The organism is Klebsiella sp. FDAARGOS_511, from assembly GCF_003812845.1.
Classification (GTDB): Bacteria; Pseudomonadota; Gammaproteobacteria; order Enterobacterales; family Enterobacteriaceae; genus Klebsiella; species Klebsiella grimontii.
Genome location: NZ_CP033824.1, coordinates 502,157 through 523,327 on the forward strand (window position 1 = coordinate 502,157; position 21,171 = coordinate 523,327).

28 protein-coding genes, 1 tRNA gene and 4 pseudogenes are annotated in these 21,171 nt (G+C 48.7%); 14 read left to right on the forward strand and 19 right to left on the reverse strand.

All coding sequences use genetic code 11. The features are described from left to right. Positions 1–68 precede the first annotated feature (68 nt). From EGY08_RS31005 to EGY08_RS03540, 7 genes and pseudogenes are all read right to left on the reverse strand, one after another. On the reverse strand, positions 69–269 hold the full coding sequence (locus tag EGY08_RS31005; RefSeq protein WP_116956183.1) for a hypothetical protein: 201 nt from the start codon (positions 267–269) through the stop codon (positions 69–71). Further along, positions 226–489 (reverse strand): hypothetical protein, encoded by a 264-nt coding sequence (locus tag EGY08_RS03515; protein WP_370516920.1) that lies wholly within the window; start codon positions 487–489, stop codon positions 226–228. Before EGY08_RS03515 ends, EGY08_RS31005 begins: the two co-directional genes overlap by 44 nt. 5 nt (positions 490–494) lie before the next feature. Further along, positions 495–731, reverse strand: coding sequence for a hypothetical protein (locus EGY08_RS03520; RefSeq protein WP_123828228.1), 237 nt, complete (start codon positions 729–731; stop codon positions 495–497). A gap of 1 nt (position 732) precedes the next feature. Further along, positions 733–1,362: a glycoside hydrolase family 19 protein gene (locus EGY08_RS03525; protein ID WP_123828229.1), complete on the reverse strand. Its 630-nt coding sequence runs from the start codon at positions 1,360–1,362 to the stop codon at positions 733–735. Then, positions 1,362–1,640: a phage holin family protein gene (locus EGY08_RS03530; protein WP_123828230.1), complete on the reverse strand. Its 279-nt coding sequence runs from the start codon at positions 1,638–1,640 to the stop codon at positions 1,362–1,364. The genes EGY08_RS03525 and EGY08_RS03530 overlap by 1 nt, the downstream gene beginning before the upstream one ends. Then, positions 1,630–2,019: a phage holin family protein gene (locus EGY08_RS03535; protein WP_123828231.1), complete on the reverse strand. Its 390-nt coding sequence runs from the start codon at positions 2,017–2,019 to the stop codon at positions 1,630–1,632. Before EGY08_RS03535 ends, EGY08_RS03530 begins: the two co-directional genes overlap by 11 nt. Positions 2,020–2,713: 694 nt before the next feature. Continuing rightward, positions 2,714–3,469 (reverse strand): annotated as a pseudogene (locus EGY08_RS03540) (site-specific DNA-methyltransferase); the annotation flags it as partial. 90 nt (positions 3,470–3,559) lie between these two features. Here EGY08_RS03540 and EGY08_RS03545 point away from each other — a divergent pair. Then, a protein-coding gene (locus tag EGY08_RS03545; RefSeq protein WP_096913407.1) for an IS3 family transposase occupies positions 3,560–4,761 on the forward strand; the annotation gives its coding sequence in 2 pieces (ribosomal slippage) (positions 3,560–3,875 and positions 3,875–4,761; 1,203 coding nt in all). Between the two features lie 37 nt (positions 4,762–4,798). Here EGY08_RS03545 and EGY08_RS03550 read toward each other — a convergent pair. From EGY08_RS03550 to EGY08_RS03605, 11 genes and pseudogenes are all read right to left on the reverse strand, one after another. Further along, positions 4,799–5,098, reverse strand: a pseudogene (locus tag EGY08_RS03550) (DNA methyltransferase); the annotation flags it as partial. A gap of 151 nt (positions 5,099–5,249) precedes the next feature. After that, positions 5,250–5,441, reverse strand: a complete 192-nt coding sequence (locus EGY08_RS03555) for a TrmB family transcriptional regulator (protein ID WP_048290386.1) — start codon at positions 5,439–5,441, stop codon at positions 5,250–5,252. Positions 5,442–5,653: 212 nt separating this feature from the next. Continuing rightward, positions 5,654–6,022, reverse strand: a complete 369-nt coding sequence (locus tag EGY08_RS03560) for a D-Ala-D-Ala carboxypeptidase family metallohydrolase (RefSeq protein ID WP_123828232.1) — start codon at positions 6,020–6,022, stop codon at positions 5,654–5,656. Between the two features lie 27 nt (positions 6,023–6,049). Further along, positions 6,050–6,607 carry a hypothetical protein gene (locus EGY08_RS03565; RefSeq protein WP_117076024.1) on the reverse strand — a complete coding sequence of 186 codons (558 nt, stop codon included), beginning with the start codon at positions 6,605–6,607 and terminating at the stop codon, positions 6,050–6,052. Between the two features lie 239 nt (positions 6,608–6,846). Next, positions 6,847–7,605, reverse strand: a complete 759-nt coding sequence (locus EGY08_RS03570) for an antitermination protein (RefSeq protein WP_123828233.1) — start codon at positions 7,603–7,605, stop codon at positions 6,847–6,849. Positions 7,606–7,623: 18 nt separating this feature from the next. Further along, positions 7,624–8,679 carry a DUF968 domain-containing protein gene (locus EGY08_RS03575; protein ID WP_123828234.1) on the reverse strand — a complete coding sequence of 352 codons (1,056 nt, stop codon included), beginning with the start codon at positions 8,677–8,679 and terminating at the stop codon, positions 7,624–7,626. Between the two features lie 298 nt (positions 8,680–8,977). Further along, positions 8,978–9,436 carry a hypothetical protein gene (locus EGY08_RS03585; protein ID WP_123828235.1) on the reverse strand — a complete coding sequence of 153 codons (459 nt, stop codon included), beginning with the start codon at positions 9,434–9,436 and terminating at the stop codon, positions 8,978–8,980. Next, the gene (locus tag EGY08_RS03590; RefSeq protein ID WP_123828236.1) at positions 9,433–10,344 is read right to left on the reverse strand and encodes a conserved phage C-terminal domain-containing protein; all 912 of its coding nucleotides are present in this window, start codon (positions 10,342–10,344) and stop codon (positions 9,433–9,435) included. The genes EGY08_RS03585 and EGY08_RS03590 overlap by 4 nt, the downstream gene beginning before the upstream one ends. Then, complete coding sequence (locus tag EGY08_RS03595) at positions 10,334–10,513, reverse strand: DUF4222 domain-containing protein (RefSeq protein ID WP_064349867.1); 180 nt, start codon at positions 10,511–10,513, stop codon at positions 10,334–10,336. The genes EGY08_RS03590 and EGY08_RS03595 overlap by 11 nt, the downstream gene beginning before the upstream one ends. Positions 10,514–10,685: 172 nt before the next feature. Next, a complete protein-coding gene (locus EGY08_RS03600) occupies positions 10,686–11,237 on the reverse strand; it encodes a YmfL family putative regulatory protein (RefSeq protein WP_049069267.1) in 552 nt (183 codons plus the stop codon). 28 nt (positions 11,238–11,265) lie between these two features. Beyond that, positions 11,266–11,496 (reverse strand): helix-turn-helix domain-containing protein, encoded by a 231-nt coding sequence (locus EGY08_RS03605; RefSeq protein WP_086074045.1) that lies wholly within the window; start codon positions 11,494–11,496, stop codon positions 11,266–11,268. Positions 11,497–11,593: 97 nt separating this feature from the next. On the opposite strand from EGY08_RS03605, the gene EGY08_RS03610 reads away from it, so the two are divergent. From EGY08_RS03610 to EGY08_RS03670, 13 genes and pseudogenes are all read left to right on the forward strand, one after another. After that, the gene (locus EGY08_RS03610; protein WP_064147558.1) at positions 11,594–12,226 is read left to right on the forward strand and encodes a LexA family protein; all 633 of its coding nucleotides are present in this window, start codon (positions 11,594–11,596) and stop codon (positions 12,224–12,226) included. Positions 12,227–12,472: 246 nt separating this feature from the next. After that, the gene (locus tag EGY08_RS03615) at positions 12,473–12,706 is read left to right on the forward strand and encodes a hypothetical protein (RefSeq protein WP_086074044.1); all 234 of its coding nucleotides are present in this window, start codon (positions 12,473–12,475) and stop codon (positions 12,704–12,706) included. 729 nt (positions 12,707–13,435) lie between these two features. Further along, a tRNA-OTHER gene (locus tag EGY08_RS30735) sits at positions 13,436–13,561 on the forward strand. Between the two features lie 487 nt (positions 13,562–14,048). Further along, a complete protein-coding gene (locus EGY08_RS03620; RefSeq protein WP_004123001.1) occupies positions 14,049–14,420 on the forward strand; it encodes a hypothetical protein in 372 nt (123 codons plus the stop codon). Positions 14,421–14,476: 56 nt separating this feature from the next. Further along, positions 14,477–15,304 carry a YfdQ family protein gene (locus tag EGY08_RS03625; RefSeq protein WP_123828237.1) on the forward strand — a complete coding sequence of 276 codons (828 nt, stop codon included), beginning with the start codon at positions 14,477–14,479 and terminating at the stop codon, positions 15,302–15,304. 129 nt (positions 15,305–15,433) lie between these two features. Then, positions 15,434–15,961: an HD family hydrolase gene (locus EGY08_RS03630; protein ID WP_123829403.1), complete on the forward strand. Its 528-nt coding sequence runs from the start codon at positions 15,434–15,436 to the stop codon at positions 15,959–15,961. Beyond that, positions 15,961–16,161 carry a hypothetical protein gene (locus tag EGY08_RS03635; protein ID WP_047683655.1) on the forward strand — a complete coding sequence of 67 codons (201 nt, stop codon included), beginning with the start codon at positions 15,961–15,963 and terminating at the stop codon, positions 16,159–16,161. The genes EGY08_RS03630 and EGY08_RS03635 overlap by 1 nt, the downstream gene beginning before the upstream one ends. Further along, positions 16,154–16,942 carry a ParB/RepB/Spo0J family partition protein gene (locus EGY08_RS03640; protein ID WP_123828238.1) on the forward strand — a complete coding sequence of 263 codons (789 nt, stop codon included), beginning with the start codon at positions 16,154–16,156 and terminating at the stop codon, positions 16,940–16,942. Before EGY08_RS03635 ends, EGY08_RS03640 begins: the two co-directional genes overlap by 8 nt. Further along, a complete protein-coding gene (locus EGY08_RS03645) occupies positions 16,939–18,018 on the forward strand; it encodes a DGQHR domain-containing protein (RefSeq protein ID WP_123828239.1) in 1,080 nt (359 codons plus the stop codon). Before EGY08_RS03640 ends, EGY08_RS03645 begins: the two co-directional genes overlap by 4 nt. Continuing rightward, positions 18,008–18,415: pseudogene (locus EGY08_RS31410) on the forward strand (hypothetical protein); the annotation flags it as partial. The gene EGY08_RS03645 and the pseudogene EGY08_RS31410, both read left to right, overlap by 11 nt. 253 nt (positions 18,416–18,668) lie before the next feature. Continuing rightward, positions 18,669–18,902: a hypothetical protein gene (locus tag EGY08_RS03655; protein WP_123828240.1), complete on the forward strand. Its 234-nt coding sequence runs from the start codon at positions 18,669–18,671 to the stop codon at positions 18,900–18,902. Between the two features lie 312 nt (positions 18,903–19,214). Further along, a complete protein-coding gene (locus EGY08_RS03665; RefSeq protein ID WP_117077244.1) occupies positions 19,215–19,451 on the forward strand; it encodes an excisionase in 237 nt (78 codons plus the stop codon). Next, positions 19,441–20,583, forward strand: a complete 1,143-nt coding sequence (locus tag EGY08_RS03670) for a site-specific integrase (protein ID WP_123828241.1) — start codon at positions 19,441–19,443, stop codon at positions 20,581–20,583. Before EGY08_RS03665 ends, EGY08_RS03670 begins: the two co-directional genes overlap by 11 nt. Positions 20,584–20,670: 87 nt before the next feature. Here EGY08_RS03670 and EGY08_RS03675 read toward each other — a convergent pair. Continuing rightward, positions 20,671–20,820 (reverse strand): annotated as a pseudogene (locus EGY08_RS03675) (NADP-dependent isocitrate dehydrogenase); the annotation flags it as partial. Between the last annotated feature and the right edge of the window lie 351 nt (positions 20,821–21,171).

Consider the following 21,171-nt stretch of genomic DNA (forward strand, 5'->3'; position numbering starts at 1 on the left):
TGCAGCACTCCTTACTGTGTCGTCTTCCCTGATATAATGCTCATGCTGTGTTGATGCAACAGTTTTTATTAGCTATTAGTAGCCTTGTCGGTTTGTTGCGGGCAGTTCCCCTGCACTGATTTGTTATGCGCCAGAATGTCGCGCTTCGTCTGCTTGTCCAGCACGTCAATATCGTGGTCGGTCAGGTAGATGATCCGCACCCAGTCACAGGCCGTGTCGATGACTTCAGGTTTTGCGGGTAAAGCTTTCGCGCAACTCCCGATCAACATCGTCATCAGGCATATGGTTAACAGTCTGCTGTACATCGCTGGCCCCTTTCGTTACCTCCACACGACGCTCTGCCACAGCTGCATTACCGGCGGCGGTGTTTTCTGCATTCTGTTTTTCGTTCTCATCGGTGGCGATACCTTTGCCCTGACTTTTCCCGAGATGAAATGAACCGAATATCAGAGCCAGCACCGTAGCAATCGCCCCTACAATGATTTCCATCGTGGTCATGACTGCTGATCCGTATTGGGGCCACTGTCGGTCAGGCTGAACTGCTTAATGATGCGAGCAATAGCAGCGCAGACAGAAACAAAGCCGACAACCCAGCCCAAATACTGATCCGGTATTAACGCTTTCACGCCATCCGGTACCGCGGCCCACGACGTAGCGACGATGGCCAGAACAGCCAGAATGCGTACAGACCACATCTTCCAGGCTGATTGCCAGTTTTCGATTAATTGCATATCACACCACCAGGACAGATTTAGCTTTGAGGAAGCGGGCACGGCGGTCATCAATACCATTTTGCCCACCATTGATAATCTGGGTCACTCGCTCAAGGTCTCCGCCCCATTTGAGGCAACCATTCGTCACAAAAAACCATGCTGCGCTGCGAGCGGCATAATTGTCCTGAGCCAGTAGTTCTGGCTGAGCAACTAAATCAACCTTTAAGGCGTCACCACAGGTTCGGTAATTGTTCAGCCCCGTGACCTGGATAATTCCGCGACCACGGTAGAGCCAACCATCACCGGCGGCGTTGTTACCCATCCGCTTGCTGTACACCAGATTGGCAATTGCACGCTGACGCTGTAATGGGAGTGAAGGTTCGCTCTGCCGGCGCCCAAGTGAATTGGCCTGATCCTGCGTAAGGCGTTTGGCTTTAACAAAATTAGCCAGACCTGCAATGCTGTAGTTAAAATTCTCGACCAGACGTCTGAACCCAGTGCTTTCATGCCCACACTGAGCAATAAACATCGCCTGAGCCAGGGGAGTGGTAATACCGAATTCATTCATCGCGGCTGTAATGTGCGGATACCAGCGCGCAGTTAACTCGGCGCTTATACCAGCCGCCTTTTGAAATTGTGATTGGTTCATCAGTGCCTCAGTGCATCAACCAGACGTGCGACGTTCCCTCTGAACCAGAGAACGGCACCGCAGATAAGAACGTTTGCCAGCACCACCAGCCAGTGGGATGACTCATATAGACCAAACAGGAAGCGGAACGGGATGCTGGCATAAACCAGCACCATGAGATAAGCCAGAACAGATATTCCCGGTCGGTGTCGGGCGCCACCGCGCTGGTAGAACATCAGGGCCAGAACAATTACTGCGCAAATGACTGCATTTGCCAGCGCTGAAGGATCATTTATCACTTGAACCTCCTCCCCGGAACCGGGTAAGCATATTGAACAAGCTATTCAGGTCCTGGCTGTTAAGGAACGTCAGTACTTTGATGATCATCGCCGAAAGCAATACGGCGCCCAGTGCGTCAAGCGGGCGATCGCTGTAGCCGGTCCAGCTTGATAGCTTTGAGCCCACCAGTCCGGCGCCGAGGACTCCAACAATGAATGACGTCATGAAGTAAGCCACCAGCTTTCCGCGTGAAATATTCGCTGCTGTGGCCACGTAGAAAACTGCACCGGCGAACGCACCAAACACAACGCCATAATCAATCCCGGTAGCCAGGCCAAACATACTGGCCCCCATCAGGCCACCGGCCGCAACTGATGTTCCAGAGACAGGATCGGACATTTAGCCCCCTCTTTGTTGCTGTGAGTTCCTCTCATGAACGAGGGGAATAAAAAAATCTGCTCAAAATGAACAGTATCCAACAAAATGCCTATCGAGTTTTATTGGCTAGCCTTCCCTGTGAACTTCCATCGTCCGACATTACCAGCGTCAATAAAGGGGTAAAATGAGAGAAATAGTGAATGAGCATGGGGATAAATAGTGTTTTATCCAAAAAGGAAAGATATCATTGATGTAATCATATGCATTCCGTTTCCTGAGAGTAGATCTGGTTATTATCCATAGGAAACTAACTCAACGTTTTTCATTGATTTAATGGAGATTTTATGAATTGCTATTGTGGTAAACGTGCAACTCATGTACTTGTTACTTATGACCACGACATAGTTTTGCCATTGCAAGTTTTCTGTAAGACACATGCATTTGAAGACGATCGAGAAGAATGCTGTTGCTGCGATGCTTACGGTATCGAAGTTGAAAATCCGGCCAACTTTAAAACAGAGGAACTGTTACCTACATACTTACCGGGTTCGCTTGATGAAGGTAACGTTTGCAGCGAACATCCTTAAGCAACCTCGCTTACGATTAGTAAAAACCCGTCGCTAAACGGGTTTTTTCTAACAATGAAGGCTCTTATTCTTTGTAGAGTGATGTAATTGATTAGAAATTTTTGCGGCAAGGTAGTTTTTCTACCGAGCTAAACCAGCAAATTACGCATTTCCATGACCGTCTGATCAAATCGCTCCTTCTCAAGCTCAACACCGATACCATTCCGACCGAGCAAAGCGGCTTGCTTAAGAGTTGAGCCAGATCCGAAGAAGAAATCCGCGACTACCTCACCAGGTCTGCTGCTTGCTTTGATGATCTGCTGCAACATATCGGCGGGCTTTTCACATGGGTGCTTCCCCGGGTAGAACTGAACCGGCTTATGGGTCCAGACATCGGTATAGGGCACCGTGACAGAAACGCTGAATGGTCTACGTAGACGCTGATACTCCTGCTGGAGTTCTGCGTATTTCCGGTTAAGTGATTGCCATGTTGCCACCAGCTGGTGGTGAGGCCTCTCCAGCTCATTGCGAGCATGCTTGTCACCGGCAATTTGCTGGAACAATGCCTGGAGCTTCAAATAGTCGGATTCGCTCGGCAACTGCCACTGGCTAAGACCAAACCAGTGGGAAACCATATTTTTCTTTCCCGTTGTAGCAGCAATTTGAGCAGAGGTTACCCCCAGAGACTCTCTCGCATCACGGAAATATGAAATTAATGGAGTCATTACATGCTGCTTAAGCTCGCTGCATTTGACAGCGAAACCATCATCTTTCGGCCTGTAAGGGCCCTGATAATGATCTGCAAAAATGATCCGCTCAGTAGACGGGAAATATGAACGCAGACTTTCTTTATTGCATCCGTTCCAGCGGCCAGATGGTTTGGCCCAGATGATATGGTTGAGCAGTAGACTGGCCCCATGAATCTCCAGACAGTTGGTATCACTTAAATTAGTGATAGTCTTAATACTAGTTTTAGACTAGTCGTTGGAGTCCGAATGATTGATGTTCTAGGTCCAGAGAAGCGCAGACGGCGCAGCGTTCAGGAAAAAATCGCCATTGTTCAGCAGAGCTTTGAGCCCGGAATGACCGTGTCGCTGGTCGCCCGTCAGCATGGCGTTGCTGCCAGTCAGCTGTTCCTGTGGCGTAAGCAATATCAGGAAGGCAGTCTCACTGCGGTTGCCGCGGGTGAACAGGTTGTACCCGCGTCGGAGCTGGCATCTGCAATGAAGCAAATTAAAGAGTTACAGCGCCTGCTGGGCAAAAAAACCATGGAAAACGAGCTGCTGAAAGAAGCCGTTGAATATGGCCGACAAAAAAAGTGGATAGCGCACGTGCCCTTGTTGCCGGAGGATGGCGAATAAGCCTTGTCAGTCGTTGCCTCCGGGTCTCACGTGCGCAACTGCATGCCATGGCCCGTCGGTCGAAGGGCTGGCAGGATCGTCGGTGCAAGCGCAAGCCTGATGATACTGAAGCGCTGGCTCGTATCCATACCGTTATCGACGATCTGCCCACCTATGGTTATCGTCGTGTATGGGCACTGCTGCGCAGACAATCAGAAACTGACGACATGGCGGTGATCAATGCCAAACGCGTATACCGCATCATGCGTCAGAATGCGCTGCTGCTTGAGCGTAAACCGGCAATACCGCCCTCGAAGCGGGCGCATAGAGGGAAAGTGGCCGTTGGAGAAAGTAACCAGCGGTGGTGCTCCGACGGCTTCGAGTTCAGCTGTGATAACGGTGAAAAACTGCGGGTCACGTTCGCACTGGACTGTTGCGATCGCGAGGCACTTCACTGGGCGGCAAGTACCGGTGGATATGACAGTGAAACCGTGCAGGACGTCATGCTGGGTGCAGTAGAGCGTCGCTTCGGTAACAGGCTGCCGACATCCCCCGTTGAGTGGCTGACAGACAACGGTTCAGCCTACCGTTCTCATCAGACGCGTCAGTTCGCCAGAATGGTAGGACTGGAGCCAAAACATACGGCGGTACGTAGTCCAGAAAGCAACGGAATGGCGGAGAGCTTCGTGAAAACGATGAAGCGCGACTACATCAGCATCATGCCAAAACCTGACGGGTTAACAGCGGCAAAGAACCTTGCGGAGGCCTTCGAACATTACAACGAATGGCATCCGCACAGTGCACTGGGATATCGTTCGCCACGGGAATATCTGCGGCGGCGAACCAGTAATGGGTAAAGCGATAAAAAGTGTCTGGAAATATAGGGGCCAATCCAAGCAGGTTAAAACGCTCTCTAACCAGTATTTCAATATCGGAGGCTAAACGGTGCCCGCAGAACAGGTACATACTGCCGGAGGGTTTTAATACCCGCCAGAACTCGGACAAACATCTATCCAGCCAACGTAAGTAATCCTCGTCCCCTTTCCACTGATTATCCCAGCCGTTCGGTTTTACCTTAAAGTAAGGCGGGTCCGTAATGATCAGGTCGATAGAGTTATCAGGTAGCGATGGAAGATATTGCAGGCAGTCAGCATTGACTAACTCAATACTGGATATTTTTACAGTGTTTTTCATAGATCAGTAAGCACAACTCTGTTAGGCTCAGTATGCTTTTGCGCTAAAGCAGTGGGCCTTGGGTTAGCTTGTGACCTCAAAGCATGAGCTGATGGCTGGCTGGGTGCTACAACACCCACCAGCCGCCCATTTTCACAGCAGGAAACCTCCATTACTGGAGGCGCTTGTAACACCCAAACTGGTAATCAGATAACCCCGCCATCACAAGCTGCGTCAGTATTAACTGGCAACGTTCGCGCGTCAGGTGCGTATTCTGTGCAATCTCTCCAGCCGTTGCAGGCTTGTCACTTAAGGCGTTCAAAACCGCTTTGGCTGTTTCTGTCATATCTTGCTGATTTAGCATGTCTTTTACCCTTTCATTTGGCGTGACACACAGATAACTCTGGTGAAGGTATCCAGCAAGAAGTACTTGAAGAGAAGCGGGATTTTGTGATTTTTATCCGTAAAAAAACCCGCACATTGGCGGGTTTATCAACGGTGAACATACAAAGCCCATCGTTGTATCTACCATACCCATTTTTTTTGAAGAAAACAACCCCCTCTACTCACGACACTTCAATTTAGTGGCTTATGATACTTTATTTCTCTTACATCAATATGGACGAAAGTTTCATATTCAATAACGCCATATTTATCTGGATATGTTTGATCAAAATAATCGTAAACTATCTTCGGGCTAACATTATTTATAACAATATCAGCAGCCCATGCTTTTAAATGAAATGAGTTAGTGGCGCCTCCAACAACATGATTATAAGGCACACATCTAAATCCTGAATTTATATGGATTGGTTCATTGAACTCTGCGCGAGCTATTTCCAATATATTAATTAGCTCTTGGGGGACGTTAAAATCCCCACCACAACCATCATTACACGCGAACTCTTCTTTATTAAAATGCGCTGATAACGGAATGGGTGCCATAGAATAACCTCAACGTTAAGCTAAAAATCACTTTTCGCCATCTAAGCTCTCTGCAGCCAAACAAGATGCAGATAAATTAGAAGCAATCATATAAACATCTTTCGGTTCTTTCGCACTTTTAGCATCATCTGCAGCCTGTTGAATTTGATGAGCTATATTTTCCTTTTGCTTAACAAAATAGCTTGTACTTAATGGACCTTTCTCAGAGTTTCCCAAAATCATACTAATAACACCAGCCATCCCTGCAGCAATCCCACCGACAACAGTGCTTGAGCCAGCAGCCATGAGTGTCGAACCAGTTATACCAGCAACACCGCCAGTTGTTCCAAGTAATAGCTTGGTTTGCTCTGCGTTATTAGCTTTTATTTCATAATTATTGTGAATCACCCTACATCTGGCACTGGCTTCGAGGAAGTCCTTCCAAGCTGCAGTGAACTCTTTATCCTCGACTGTGCCATGAGCATCTATTAAAGCAGGGTAGTTGTTTAAGAACTCTTTGTTTATCTTAGGTACTGGTGACGTAGTGTAATAACAACCCGAGGTACATATGATGCATAAAAACGCAATAATTTTACGCCCATTCATAATAATCCCCCACCATTTTTATTACTATAACCACAACCCCTATTAATTGCATAGCGAATGGAAAATAAAAATTTTTACGCGTACTTTTAAGTTCCTGGAAAAATATAATACATCTACTGATTTATTTATCTAGTCAAAAAAACCACAAAACAACAGTATGCAAGTACAAATACGAAAAACACCATTACTTTACATCAATATAATAAGCCTTCTACTGTTTATAGAAGGCCTAGTGAAAGTCAACTTGTTATTTTTTTTAATTCAGCCTCGGCATAGCTCTCTTCCTGCCAACACTTTGTGACGAGAATATTGATCACCTCAGCATAGCCACTATACCATTGATAATTTGTCATATCCGGAACCAACTGAATTACCCGACCTTTTACCAATGTAGTAGGCAAACGGCTGTAACCTTTGCCATTGCACCGCCCACATAATTTTTGTACCGGTACTTTATGCAACTCAGTACGCTTTTTATCGAGTACAAGACCGCGCCCATGACAGTCCCTACATGCAGTGCTTATCCAACCCTTTCCTGCACAATGTCTGCATGTTGATTCAACCTCTTCAAGTTTAATAAAAGGGGGAATGCCTTTCACACCAGGATGTTTAACAACATCCTTTACCTCTCGAATGACTCCCTGTCCATGGCAATGCGGGCATGTGCTCTTACTTGCGGCAGATCTTGAATAATCGTTGAACGCAAAAGCGGCTAAGCAAGATGCCATTTCAATACGCACACTCTCGGAAAGCTGGGATATTACGGGATTCCTTAACGTCATTACGTAATTGATTAACTGCTGGATAGCCGGTTCTGGATCCTGAATTCCCATTTTTGCGAGGAACAAATTGAATCCAAATCGTGCCTTGGCAGACACCATACCTTGAGCAGCCATAACATCCGTAATCGTCAGAGAAGTACCACCGGTGGCCGGCGTTTCATCATTCAGCTTTGGGGATTTTGGCGAATAAAATTTCGGTAATGATTCAAGTTTCATGTTAAGCACTCCATACACTTAAGCTTTTACAATGACGCCGATACCCATTACCCGATCCAGAAAACGAGCCCACAGCTCTAACTGAGTGCCATATTTCTTTTCGAACTCTGATGTATTGGCGTGTAATTCATCGTGATGCACTCTGCACAGTGGTATCACGAAGAGATCATGGGCCTTGGTGCCAGTTCCCCCCAGACCATTCCCTATTATATGATGTGGATCGTCTGATGGTTGCCTACAGCATTCACATGGCTGAGTTTTAACCCAACGTGTGTAAACTTCGCAGGTCCAGCGCCGGCGCTTTGGGCGGCGCATAAATGATTCGGGGCTGTTCGGATCGACACTTAGCCTCAGAATGGGTTTACTTTCAATCCGATGTTGCTCAATGAGTACACTGGCGTCCGCCAGGTCTATGCCCTCGACAAGATCCTGAAGGATTTCACCTGCAGCAAATGACGGAACAATATCGCTATCCTTATAAACGGACAGGAAAGGTTCCTCAGGCAGTCTTAAGGCCTGTTGCGCCATCGTCTCGGTTATTGCGTCAGCAATGCCGGATTTCACAGCCCACCAGCAGAGCTCCGCCATCGATAATTCGCGCTCCTTATTGTATCCAAGGCTGATCAGCACCCTTTCAATCACCCACTGAACCAGATTCTGATAAGCCAGCTCTGACAACATTTCGGTGGTCTGCTCACGTAATTCATTATCACAATGCCAGCAGACAACCATGGCGCCCGGCGGATGCCGCATAGTCACTAATTCATGGTGGTGAAAGTGGGAATGCGGGTACTGGCACTCTCTGACATGTCGTAGAAGCCAGGCCTCAAGAGCATTTATTCCACCCGCTGCGTTAATAACCCTCTCATCCCTCATGAAAAAACGCAGAATGTCCATTTCTGCAAGCGGCTGACGTGCATCGGCGATCCGCCCAGTTGGCAGTGTTTTCATTTTCTCTGGCTGACGCTCTATCAGGACACGGCCGCCGGTAAAGAGAGGCATCAATTCACGACCGGGTTTGAAAAGAACAACACCGAGACGAGACACGACTTCAGGGGTCAGTAATGCTCTCACTGAATGCCCCCAGAAAGCTCTTTATCGTGGGTATATTCCCCATTCCAGGATTGCTTCATCGGCAGTTGTCCCTTCAGATACTTGCGATAAAGCCAAACAGCCCCATCGCGTAGGAGGACGGGCTGGTATGTTGTGAAACTGGCGGCGGCGCTCGGTGAAACTTTTGTGCTCTTCTCGGTGAGATACTTATCCCTGACCTGAGATCTGACACGCCATTGCGCGTGATTGCCGTTAGGGTTGTCATCGTAAAGCCAGTGATGCAAACGCACAAGGCGCCGGAGACTTATCAAAATCTTCTTCAATCGGAGCACAAGTCACCTCCGCAGTAATTTCCGGCCAGATAGCATGACCCGGCGAAATCATTCATGTTTCTGGCGTTTCGAACAGAAGCATTCTTAAGACGCAGGTACCGCTCTCTTGCTTTAGCCGTACAGTTGCTGTCACAAAGTTGCTGCCATACCGTCGCCGCACGGCGGTAATAGCGTTTCTCTTCCAGCTTTTTGGCTGTCGCTTCAAGGGCAAGAATCTCCCCCGAAAGCCCACCAGGCAGGTACTCTTCAATATCGATGGATCCCGCTACGAAGTAGATAAACCCACCAGTAACTTCAACGCTGGCAAGTTCCCCGTCGTAGTACAGGCGATGAACAGCGCTCTTCACTGTTACCGTTTTGGTTTCAGGAAATGCAGCAGTGATATCGCGCAGCATTTTGCCTGGATTCTTCTCAATAAATTCAAAGATCGACTTGGCTATGTTCATCCCCGGAACCCCCGTGGAATCGTGGTTTGTACTTGACTAATTGAATTAACATCCCGCGGTCTGGTTTTGTCCCACAACTCCCTTGGCGGGCGGCCTTTAGCATCCCAGCGGATAGCGCTTTGCAGATATCCCTCGAATTTTTTAGGCCCGAAAAGTGTCTCTGGACGCATGTACTGGTATTGCTCGTCGTTGCCATGCCAGTGCTCATGCTTGACGTCGATTACCAGTTTCAAGTCGCTAACGGTATGACCTTCGCGGAGGCGCGCGCGAATGTTCTCCAGTGAGGTCTTAGATTTCTGGTAACGGGAACCGCTGACCAGATTCAGGTGTGCCAGAACTTCGATCGCGTTATCGGTAATAACAACTTCAGGATCCGGCTTATCGTCGGGTTCCGCAGGAGCCCGACAAGAAGGTTTTTTAGATGACGGATCTAATGACGGATCTAATGACGGATCGCCTTCAACCATTGAGGGGTCCTCCCGCAATATTTGAGGGGGTACAGACCCATTATTTGAGGCATCAAAATTTGCCCCCTCAAATTTTGAACCCTCAAATTCTGAGGCATCAAATTTTGATTGTTCACGTGGCGTTGCGTAGAAGATTTTTGCTTCAGCTGCTGCACGTTCCAGCATGTCAACATTGAGTTTATAAACGTTCGAATTATTCTTTCCGCCCACGCGCCGTTCCTGCTTCTTCAGCCAGCCTTTAGCCTGAAGCTTTTTGATAGCGCTGCGGACAGTATTCTCGCTCTTGGCGCCGATCTGTCGCTGAATAGTGGTTACCGCTGGCCATGACACCCCTTCGTCATTACTGAAGTCTGCCAGGCGAGCCATGACCGCTATTTCAGAGATTATCAGCCCTTTGAAAGCGCATGCTTCCCATACGAGGCCGTGTAATTTACTGCTCATGGCTGCCCTCTACTTCCCTGAACTTGCGTTGAAACTGATCGAGTGGGCTAAAGCACTCGTGGGAATAGCCTTCCCGCAGGTAGATGACGCGACGTGTCTCAGGCTCCCAGCGGATAACTCTGACTGGATTGCCATAGTGGTCTTTGAACTTCCGGTTAACTTCTCGCATAACGCTTTTGCCCTCCGGTTAAAGACCCCCACAACTCCGCGTGCCCGACTGTGGTTACACTCGACCCATTTACCGCATACCATGCGCTCATACCGAAACGACGAAACGCCCGGGATCGGGTACATCCGTAGTTGCGGTAATTGAAGATTTACGATTAAATTGCTCATGCGGATTATTTCTCCATACACAAAGATTTATTCGCCACGACGCCCGGAGCTGCACACTCGCGGGCGTCACTCTTTTCTGGCTGGCAAAAGACACGGAAAAGCAATGTCAAATGTTCCTGCCATTTCGCCATCACCTGATAACTGTTCTCCTCGATCTGCTCGCGTTCTGCCTGGTCAATAACACCGTCAGCTGTAGCTTTACGGAGATACTGTGAGTGCTTTCCGATCCACTCGATAGACTCCATCAGGCGCTGGTTAATATCGGCGTTGTCCACATCCTCAATGTCTGCCAGCGGCACAAAGACCCCGTTCGAGTGGCGCGCTATCGCATTGGCGATATGATTCGTCCCACCAGCACGCTGTAGAACCATTGCCCAGCCGAGAGGGAAAATTTGATCACCATCGGCACGTAAGCGGTTAAACAATGCGTTTTCAGTAACGCCAAGCCATTCAGCTGCTTCTGCATATCCCCCGTCCAAATCAGTGATCGTTTTTTTAATCGCAGCTACCAGCCAAGCCGGCTGCTTATCAACTTTCCATTCTGGTTCTATACCCACGGCTTACCCCCTACCTCTGTGGTTTCTGTTACACCCCTGAAGCGCTATCGTTCTGATTAGCACCCTCGCCATAGAGCAACCAATGAGGATCGCAATGCAGGGCTGAAGACAATTCAATGATGTAACGGGGCCTCTTTGTTAAACCCGCCTCGATCGCTTGTAATGACTGCTGGGTCATTCCGACCAATTCAGCCAATTGCGCTTGTGAGAGATTCATCTCTTCACGTTTATTCTTTAATCTTTGAGAAATTGATTCCATAACACCTCCACAGTTTTATCTGTATTTTTTAACAGATACTACTGTTTGTCAATAACAGTTTAAACTGTGACCATGAGGCCATGGGAATGGAGGAGCTATGAGCCTTGCAGAACGCGTAAAACAAAAAAGAATCGAACTTGGTCTTACTCAAGAGCAAGCAGCTGAAAAGGCAGGAATAAGGCAACAATCATGGGCCAGCATTGAGGATGGAAAAACTAAAAAGCCTCGCAACATAGTAGGAATAAGCAAAGCACTTAAGTGCGACCCAACATGGTTGATGAACGGTGGGCCTTTCATGGCTCTGGCCGATGTGAATTCAAGGAAAGTACCTTTGATCAGTTACGTCCAGGCTGGGGCGTTAGCAGAAAAACACCCTATTGATGCATTTGATGGTAGCTTCGAATACATCATGACTGACCTTGATATTTCTGAGTTTACTTTTGCACTAAGGATAGAAGGTGATTCAATGGAGCCTGACTTTAAAGAAGGCGACATTATCATTGTTGATCCCGAGTTAGAGCCCGTTCCGGGCGAGTTTGTTGTTGCTAAAAATGGTGAAAATGAGGCTACTTTTAAAAAGTACCGTCCTACATTTACCGATATTTCAGGCCGCCAGCAATATGAACTGGTCCCCCTTAATGACGACTACCCCACCATTAATAGCTCTGAACGCCCGTTGAAAATTATCGGCGTAATGGTCGAACATAGAATTTACAGGCGAAAAAGGTAAATCCTTCCTCACATGAACCGGCCGGCGCCGGTTTTTTTACGTCTTTAGTTTCATAAAAAACAATAAATTACAGTTTTTTTAGTATAGCTCATCACTCAATACAGTTTTAACTGTTGACTCATTAACAGTTTTATCTGTATTATTAATCCATCAACAGCGAATAGGCAGGACGCCCACGAAGTAGCCGCCCGGGGCATATGAAGACCGGGATGATTCGCTAACAGATAAACCAAATAGGAACAGATCATGGCGAGCAAAGGCATTGAAAACCTTATCAAGGACGCACTAGCAAACGGCTGTCAGGTAGTCCGTAAAGCTCATCGCTTCGAGGTAAGCAAGAAAGGACAAAAATCAATCACTCTTATTATTTGTGAAGATGGCACAGCTTACCGCGGGGATATTGATCTGACGATAGCCATAGCCATTCGCACTCAGAAAGAAATGCGCAGCATCCTCGGCCTGCCGGCCAAGGCAATTTAATTACCTCAGGTGTCTTCGGGAGGGGTTGCGGAGCTGGATTGACCACCAGCAACAGATACTCACCCGACATACAGCAGCCGTTTAGCCCACGGCGTCGGGGGTCCAGTAGACCTGGATTAATACTGTAGGGGTTGTGCCGGTTGGTCGCCGGCGCCCCGCCCGAAGATTCCTGATCGAACATGGCGAAAGCCGACAGCGTTGAAGGCGATTTTCTCGGTTTGCGCGCTAAACAATAGCGGGGGTGAAATCGGGGCGGAGAAGCAGAATCCGCGATGTCGGGACTTGATACTTCCGGCCAGACCAACAAGCCGAATGATCGCGTAACGGTCCTTTGCATCTGCCCCGGTGAGGTGGCGCCGCCGGACCGGGGTAGATGAATCGTACACAACATGAAAGCGCATTCCATCTTCATCCGTCGTGGGGACTGGTTTGTAACTGAAGGAGTGCGCTTCCAGTTGTGACGGCAATATTCACGACCGTTGTATGGCACATGCAGCGTTAGCAGCCCGGATGGTTCCCTTGAAGTTCCATGCGCTATCCGGACAACTGGAATGTGCAAGCCAGGTGTTTCAGGCACGACGTGCGCCCCACCAGCGCGGCGAAAAGGTGTGACCCCCGGGAAGAGTCCGGGACACAACAGGAAAGAGTACTGAAGATGCCAGGAAACGCCCTACCGCCAGGCAGATAGACGGGTTATCCCGCAAGGGGTGGCGGCAGTGCTCTTACCCTTGTGGTGTAGCTCAAATGGATAGAGCGCCCCTTATGTGGGGAGTTGAGCACTAACCAATGTTCGCAACACAGGTTATCTCATGCGGCCGGCCGGACGTTATGCGGGTTCAAATCCCGTCACCACAGCGCACAACGATGAGGGCATTGACGAGCAAGGCACAGAGTCTGGTTCGATTCCAGACGCCAGGATAGTTCTATATCTGGTGATGGGCAGGGAAAAGGTCCGTTCGATTCGGACACCGGCAGTGCTCTCTTCGTTGTGGTAATTGCGGCTATGCGCACGTGACGAGCCAAACCCGTTCAATGAATGCGTTTCCGGGAAGTGTACGTCGCCGGTTATGGCTTAACCCGGCAGGTGGAGGCACCACCGCCACAACCTAGTTAACTGTGCTGTGTGTAGTCTTGGCGGTTATCCAGTTTTCCACTATCCAAAGGAGGAAGAGGATAACGTTCTGATGGATAACCGCCCTTTTTACACAATACACAAGAGCATCACCGGGCGACAGGCTCATTACCCAATCCACCCGGGCGGCGTCCTAACCGCAGGTGCTCTTCTGTGTTGTGTACGGAGAAATTCCCGGCGGTGGCAGCCGCCTTTCGAGAGGGTAAAACCATGAGTAATGATCGCATGACAGTCGTGCCCGATTTCCTGGGCGAACTGGACGCCGGCGTATTCATGAACAAGATTGCGGCGGCTCTTAATACCACCGCACTCGGCGTTCTGAATAACGGCAACAAAGGCAAGGTAGTCCTCACCTTTGATTTTGAGCGTATGGGCAACTCTGTTGAAGAGAAGCGCGTCAAGATTAAGCACAAGCTGAACTACAGCACCCCTACTCCCCGCGGCAAAGCGTCGGAAGAGGACACCACCGAAACACCAATGTGGGTTAACAAAGGCGGCAAGCTCACTATCCTGCAGGAGGATCAGGGGCAACTCTTCGGTATCACCGGCACGGTGGACGGAAAGCTTAAAGCGGCTCAGTGATCCGCCCGCACAAATTCACTGATACCACTTAGCTAATCAGTTAATAAGGAATTTTTATGTCTCAGTTAGACAGCGGTACTTTTCAGCAAGTCAAAGACCTGGTGCTTTCCGGTTATCACCTGAACGATATCCCCGGCCTGGCCTGCCCAACCGCCCTGTTACCTCAAAATACAAGCATTGAAAGCCTGGAGCGTTTTGCTTATGAGCGCTTTCGTTTCCGTGGCGCCATGGACACAACCAGCATTGATGATTTCGTTCGCTATTCTGTCGCTTACGCCCAGGAAGAAGAAAAAGCCCGCTGCTTTATTGATGCCGATAACATGCTGGCTCGTTCTATCTTCAATATCGGCACGCTGGACAAGCCAGGTCATGCTGATAACGTCGCCTCGATCAAGCTAAAGAAAACAGCGCCCTTCCGCGCGTTACTGGCGATCAACGGCGATCACCTTAATCAGAAGCAAATCGCTGAGTGGCTCGAAGACTGGAGCGATTATCTGCTGGCATTTGATGCTGGCGGCAACACGATGACGATCGCCCAAGCTGCGCAAGCTGTCCGCCGCGTCACTATCCAACAGGCGACTCAAGCCGACCATGAAGATAGTGACTTTAGCGGTAAGAAATCGTTGATGCAAAGTATTGAAGCCAGCAGTAAAGAGGTTATGCCAGTAGCGTTTGAGTTTAAGTGTGTACCCTATGAGGGCCTGGGCGAACGTCGTTTCAGTCTGCGCAATAGCCTGCTCAAAAGTAGCGATCCGGTATTCGTTCTGCGTATTGTCCAGCTGGAAGCCCAGGAAGAAGCGATCGCCAATGAGTTCCGCGATCTGCTGATTGGCAAGTTCGACGGCAAGCCGGTAGAAACCTTTATCGGCAACTTCAAGGCCTGATTGCACTCCATTAAATCCCCGGCGCCACGGGGATTTATTAAAGCGTAATCCTGAAATTAATCGCCACCTGGCGAGGGATTCCTACACCCAAAAAACAGCGCTGTGCAGGCGTAAAGTATGGAGAAAAAAATGAGCTTTATTCAAACCTTTTCAGGCAAACATTTTAACTATCTCGACATCCAGCAAGACGCCATCGAGATCGAAGATATTGCTAATGCACTCTCGAACATCTGCCGCTTTGCCGGTCACCTGCCTGAGTTCTATAGCGTCGGCCAGCACAGCGTTTTAACAAGCCAACTGGTACCTCAGGAATTTGCGCTTGAAGCGCTGCTGCATGACGCCGCCGATGCATATTTGCAGGATATCCCTGCCCCATTGAAACGCCTTCTTCCTGACTACCGAGCCATTGAAGATCAGGTTGATGCAGCTATTCGCCAAAAATTCGGCCTGCCGGCTGAGCAGCACCCGACCGTTAAATATGCCGACCTGGTGATGCTGGCCAGCGAACGTCGCGACTTTGAGATCGACGACGGCACCCACTGGCCGATGCTCGACGGCGTCATTCCTACCGACCAATTTGTGATTAATCCCGTCCGCCCTGGTCAATCTTACGGCATGTTCATGAACCGCTTTAACCAACTGATGGAGCGGCGCTAATGGCACACGTGAAAGTGAAAGAATTGGTTGCTGCAGCGTACGCTGCGGCACCTGACCTACCACCAGCAGCAGCCCAATTAATGCAAGACATAGCGTCAAGGCTGGATGTGACCTTTGTCGCCCTTACAGAGGCAATGGACCAGAACACCGCTATGGCCGCGATGATAGCGAACCTGAGCGAGGAAAACAGAAATGGCTAAAAACTCGATCGATGCTTATGGCGCCTGCGGCAAGACAAACGTTCTGATGTTCGAGCCGGAAAATCTGCATATTGTCACTGACAAGGCTCACCCGCTTTACGATGAACGTATTCACTTACCTCTCAGTGAAGCCATGGTGCTGAACATCATAGACCAGGGTGTTCTGGAGCCGATTATTGTCTGGAAAGACCCGGAAACTGGGTACTCCTGCGTGGTTGATGGCCGTCAGCGTGTCCGTCATACCCTGGAGGCTAACAGACGCCTGGCCAAAGAGGGTAAAACTCCGCTACTGGTTCCGGCTGTCACTAAACGCGGTTCTGCTGTTCGCATGGCTCAGGCAATGGTCAGCGCAAACGAAATCCGCCAGGCCGACACACCGCTGGGCAGGGCCAAAAAGATGGCTGATGCGCTGGAGCGCGGGCATGACGAGGAAGACCTCGCGCTGATGTTCGGCGTCAGTGTCCCCACTGTACGCGCTACGCTATCCCTTCTGGATGCCACTCAGGCAGTCAAAGACGCGGTAGAGTCCGGCGCAGTGACCGTTACCCAGGCACGGCAACTGGCATCACTGAAACCCGAAGAACAGCGGGAAAAGGTAGCCGAAATCGAAGCGGCGACCGCTGGCACTACCGGTCATGAAAAAGCGCGTCGTCAGCGCCAGGTCCTCGGCGATAAGAAACCGCGCCTTAAAACTCGCAAAGAAATCACAAAAGCCCTCGATGCTGCCAACGGTGAATACGCTGATGCTCTGCGCTGGGTACTTGGGGAGGTAACATTATGAGTAAAGTAGGAGATCATTTCTTTGAGTTTCCTGCATCACGTGGAACTCAGGGCGGTTCAATTGTCCTGATGCTGACTGTTCCTGCACGGACCCTTACGCGAGTTCTCGCCAGCGATAATTACGGGGACACTCTTGAACGCTCGCAGCGAGAACTGAACCCAGCCAGGGCGAAAAAGTTTTATCAGTATCTTGTTGAAGCATACGAAAACAAAGAGCCATTTATCATTCCACCGCTGGTAGGTAACTGCGATTCGTATGTTGAATTCGAAGAGTTCGGAAACACTAATGTCGGGGTGGCCCGATTCCCGATGGACGCAGAGATTAAATTGTTTGATGGTCAGCATCGCGCAGCAGGTATTGCGGAATATTGTCGCACCATTGATGAACCGATCCATGTCCCGATGATGCTTACTCTCCAGTTGCCACTGAAGACACGGCAGCAGTTTTTCTCCGACATTAACAACAATGTTTCGAAACCTTCTGCGGCTATCAATATGGCCTATAACGGTCGTGATAAGAACGCGCAGGAGATGGTTAGTTTTATCAGTTCACACAGCGTATTTTCTGAAGTCACCGATTTTGAGCATAACGTCGTTCCCGCGAAAAGTGACAAGTGGGTGAGCTTCAAAGCCCTTAGTGATGCTACTGCAAAATTTTCCGGTTCATGTTCACAAGATGATCTTGAGGGGTTGTGGAATGCCTGGCTGATGCTGACTGGTTTAGATGATATTCGCCGAGGTACGAACCAGGCCGAGTACAAACGCGAGTATATCCAGTTCCATGCTGTGATGATTAACGCCTTCGGCTACGCCGTGCAGAGGTTAAGCGAAGGACGGGGAGTTCGCGGGGTCACGCTGATGATTGAGGACCTGGTAATGAATACCGGCATTGCCGAACGTGAAGATTTCTTCCTCATTTCATCATGGGATGGTATTTGCGCCAACTGCGAGAAAATAAGGCCAACGGTCATTGCGAATGTCTCATCTCAGAAAGCTGCAGCATCACGCCTGATGGATGCCATCGCGAATAAAAACTTGTCTGTCAGTAGCGGTAAGGAATCAGCCAATGACCAATAACCAGTTAACCAGAGAACGTCTGGAAAAAATTAAATCATGGCGTGACACCTACGGTGCCGGAAGCAACGTAATGCTGCCAGCTGAAGAGGCTGAGGAGCTGGCTCGCATCGCGCTGGCCGTAATAGACAGCGAGCCGGTCCGCAACCCTGTGCTGGCGTATGCCGACAGTTATCGTGATATGGCGAAACAAGGCGTCGAGCCAGTCCCAATATGGAGCGTCATTACCGACCTAGAGCGAAACATAGCGCCGCTCTATATCCACGCGCAGCAGCCGGTAGTGCCGGAGGAAAAGCCAATGCCTAATCCGCTGAGCATGTACGCCGTTGATGCTGTAGCGGCTATAGCAGAGGTGAAAGGCTGGAACGCCTGCCGCGCTGCCATGCTCCAGGCTGGCAACTCTCCGGTAATTCCGGATGGTTACATGATGGTGCCGATGAGGCTAACCGCTGAGAACGGTGCGAAAGCAGCGCTTCTCGGGGAATTCAATCTTGAATATACGCTGACATGCCATGAGTGTTTTGGTGAAGGGTGCGACGACTGCAGCGGCGAGGGAACCTGGACGAGCACCATGCCGATTGACTGGACCACCATCAAAGAAATCTGGGATAAGTCCATTAATCACTTCGCAGCCGCCCTGCGGGAGGTGAAAGGTGAGTAAAGCCGAATTATTTCAAAGGCTTCAGGCTCTCACTACAGATTTTCATACTCTGGCATGTGAGCTTGATATCGGTGACGAGCGCACAGAAGTTTTCGAAATTTACGAAGTTCTGCGCCGGGCTCAGCGTCGCGGTGCAGCTGGTGAAATGTTGGCTGCAACTAATCCGCTGCTTAGTCCTGGTATTCCTGATGATATGGAATGGACGAATTTCGAAAACGAGGATTAAGACTGATGCCCAGCAAACTTAAACGCCGGCGTTGGCGCAGTATGCGTGAGGATCTAGCCTGGTATAAAGCAGAGGCAGATGACTGGAAAGCCATAGCCCTTGAACATGCAAACGAACTGTCAGTTCTTCGCAGACATTCGCTTCATGTTCCGTTACCAGTGCTTATTCCTGTGGAAATTGTCCACCAACTAAATGCAGATAAACATAAAGATCACCCGTTATGTAAAACCTGTATTGACGGGCTACGCAGTGGTTGTTCGTCATGTGCTTATAATATTCGATAACCGGGTGCAGCCGGTGTATGGAGAAAAAATGTCACGTATGGTCTCTTTACTCGAATGGGCGAAAGATGAATTCGGTAGTGAAGCCCCTAGCGAGCGAGTATTAAAAAAATACGCTAAAGGTCAAATGATAGTACCACCACCGATGCGAGTTGGACGGCGCTGGATGGTTGACAGAGAAGCTCGTTTTATAGGTGTAGTTGCTGAACCTCAACTTCCAATAAATGTAAACCCAAAATTGAGACGGATAATTAACGATGGCAGCTAGACCGCGCACTCATAAAATCTCTATCCCAAACCTGTATTGCAAGCTTGATAAACGCACCGGTAAAGTTTACTGGCAATACAAACACCCTATTTCGGGGCGTTTTCATAGCCTCGGCACAGATGAAGCTGAGGCAAAGCAGGTGGCAAGTGAAGCAAACACGATCATCGCAGAGCAGCGAACTAGGCAGATCCTTAGTATTAACGAGCGTCTGTCGCGTTTGAAAGGAAACCGTGCGGACATTACAGTGACAGCATGGCTTGATAAATATGAATACGTGCAGGAGGAAAGGTTGAAACACAACGAACTTCGACCAAATTCTTTTAGGCAAAAAGCTAAACCTATCCGGCTTTTTCGTGAGCATTGCGGCATGCAATATCTGAAAGACATTTCAGCACTAGATATTTCTGAAATAACAGATGCGGTTAAGGCTGAGGGTCATAATAGAATGGCTCAAATTGTTCGCATGGTATTAATTGATGTATTTAAAGAGGCACAGCATGCTGGACATGTTCCGCCAGGTTATAACCCTGCCCAGGCCACTAAGCAACCTCGAAACAAAATTACTAGACAACGTTTATCACTGGAGGAATGGAAGACTATTTATGAATGCGCTGAGCATCAACAGCCATATTTGCAGTGCGGAATGCTACTCGCAATAGTGACCGGCCAGCGCATAGGTGATATTTGTAATATGAAATTCACAGATATTTGGGATGATATGTTACATATTGTGCAGGAAAAAACAGGTACTCGTCTTGCCATTCCGCTCTCACTAAGAAATGAAGTACTAGATATTTCGCTACGCGATGTTGTTTCAAAATGTAGAGATGCGGTGGTTAGTAAATATCTGGTCCACTTCAGACATACCACCTCTCAGGCTAACCGTGGTGATCAAGTATCCACGAAAACTCTGACTTCTACATTTAAAAAAGCTCGGGACAAAAGTTGTCTTGCATGGGATGAAGGAAGCGCCCCAACCTTCCACGAACAGAGATCTCTTTCAGAACGGTTATACCGGGAGCAGGGCCTAGATACTCAAAAGTTACTGGGCCACAAATCGAAAAAAATGACGGATAAATACAACGATGACCGGGGTAAAGACTGGCTCATTGTAGGTCAAAAAACAGTATGATTTTAAGCCAGTTTTGGAGAAAAATATTCAACGATCGTAAAAATAGAAACATCAGACTCCCTTCTGTCTTTAATCAGCGATCGCCGATTACATGTTAACGATGAGCGCGTCGCCAAACTCACCACATTTCAGGAGCTTAGTGCCTTCCATCAGGTGTTCGAAGTCATAGGTCACGGTTTTGGTAGCAATTGCGCCTTTGGTACTTTTAACCCTCAGGTCTGCAGCTTCGAACCACTGTGTCCTGCAGTATCAGCGGACCATTTCACTTGGCCCCCTGTTTCCCGCTTTGTGGGTAACATGAAGAATCAGGGGGCGGAATTGATTGAGGCATTAATCTAACACTCGCCCAATAATTTTAGGTTGACAATTTTTATAAGGTTCGACAATACATATAAAATGTTTAAAGCTATAATTATCTATTTATTATAATTCTTCATAAGTTTAGAATTTGAAATAATAATTATTTCTGAACAGTATTTTGATGAAGCAGAAGATTTACTAAATTTTTTATCCAGTTAGAACAACAATCTGAGCGGATATGCTTTTAGAGGGCATTCAGATGAGCATTATCATTTATTAACATCCATA

Bases quoted from the DNA above. Each gene is read 5' to 3' on its own strand.
- EGY08_RS31005 (WP_116956183.1), bottom strand. From the start codon at position 269: ATGTTGATCGGGAGTTGCGCGAAAGCTTTACCCGCAAAACCTGAAGTC.
- EGY08_RS03555 (WP_048290386.1), bottom strand. From the start codon at position 5,441: ATGCTAAATCAGCAAGATATGACAGAAACAGCCAAAGCGGTTTTGAAC.
- EGY08_RS03635 (WP_047683655.1), top strand. From the start codon at position 15,961: ATGGCACACGTGAAAGTGAAAGAATTGGTTGCTGCAGCGTACGCTGCG.
- EGY08_RS03630 (WP_123829403.1), top strand. From the start codon at position 15,434: ATGAGCTTTATTCAAACCTTTTCAGGCAAACATTTTAACTATCTCGAC.
- EGY08_RS03610 (WP_064147558.1), top strand. From the start codon at position 11,594: ATGAGCCTTGCAGAACGCGTAAAACAAAAAAGAATCGAACTTGGTCTT.
- EGY08_RS03525 (WP_123828229.1), bottom strand. From the start codon at position 1,362: ATGAACCAATCACAATTTCAAAAGGCGGCTGGTATAAGCGCCGAGTTA.
- EGY08_RS03595 (WP_064349867.1), bottom strand. From the start codon at position 10,513: ATGCGAGAAGTTAACCGGAAGTTCAAAGACCACTATGGCAATCCAGTC.
- EGY08_RS03640 (WP_123828238.1), top strand. From the start codon at position 16,154: ATGGCTAAAAACTCGATCGATGCTTATGGCGCCTGCGGCAAGACAAAC.
- EGY08_RS03515 (WP_370516920.1), bottom strand. From the start codon at position 489: ATGGAAATCATTGTAGGGGCGATTGCTACGGTGCTGGCTCTGATATTC.
- EGY08_RS03585 (WP_123828235.1), bottom strand. From the start codon at position 9,436: ATGAACATAGCCAAGTCGATCTTTGAATTTATTGAGAAGAATCCAGGC.
- EGY08_RS03520 (WP_123828228.1), bottom strand. From the start codon at position 731: ATGCAATTAATCGAAAACTGGCAATCAGCCTGGAAGATGTGGTCTGTA.
- EGY08_RS03665 (WP_117077244.1), top strand. From the start codon at position 19,215: ATGTCACGTATGGTCTCTTTACTCGAATGGGCGAAAGATGAATTCGGT.
- EGY08_RS03570 (WP_123828233.1), bottom strand. From the start codon at position 7,605: ATGAAACTTGAATCATTACCGAAATTTTATTCGCCAAAATCCCCAAAG.
- EGY08_RS03620 (WP_004123001.1), top strand. From the start codon at position 14,049: ATGAGTAATGATCGCATGACAGTCGTGCCCGATTTCCTGGGCGAACTG.
- EGY08_RS03560 (WP_123828232.1), bottom strand. From the start codon at position 6,022: ATGGCACCCATTCCGTTATCAGCGCATTTTAATAAAGAAGAGTTCGCG.
- EGY08_RS03605 (WP_086074045.1), bottom strand. From the start codon at position 11,496: ATGGAATCAATTTCTCAAAGATTAAAGAATAAACGTGAAGAGATGAAT.
- EGY08_RS03645 (WP_123828239.1), top strand. From the start codon at position 16,939: ATGAGTAAAGTAGGAGATCATTTCTTTGAGTTTCCTGCATCACGTGGA.
- EGY08_RS03615 (WP_086074044.1), top strand. From the start codon at position 12,473: ATGGCGAGCAAAGGCATTGAAAACCTTATCAAGGACGCACTAGCAAAC.
- EGY08_RS03535 (WP_123828231.1), bottom strand. From the start codon at position 2,019: ATGTCCGATCCTGTCTCTGGAACATCAGTTGCGGCCGGTGGCCTGATG.
- EGY08_RS03565 (WP_117076024.1), bottom strand. From the start codon at position 6,607: ATGAATGGGCGTAAAATTATTGCGTTTTTATGCATCATATGTACCTCG.
- EGY08_RS03625 (WP_123828237.1), top strand. From the start codon at position 14,477: ATGTCTCAGTTAGACAGCGGTACTTTTCAGCAAGTCAAAGACCTGGTG.
- EGY08_RS03590 (WP_123828236.1), bottom strand. From the start codon at position 10,344: ATGAGCAGTAAATTACACGGCCTCGTATGGGAAGCATGCGCTTTCAAA.
- EGY08_RS03670 (WP_123828241.1), top strand. From the start codon at position 19,441: ATGGCAGCTAGACCGCGCACTCATAAAATCTCTATCCCAAACCTGTAT.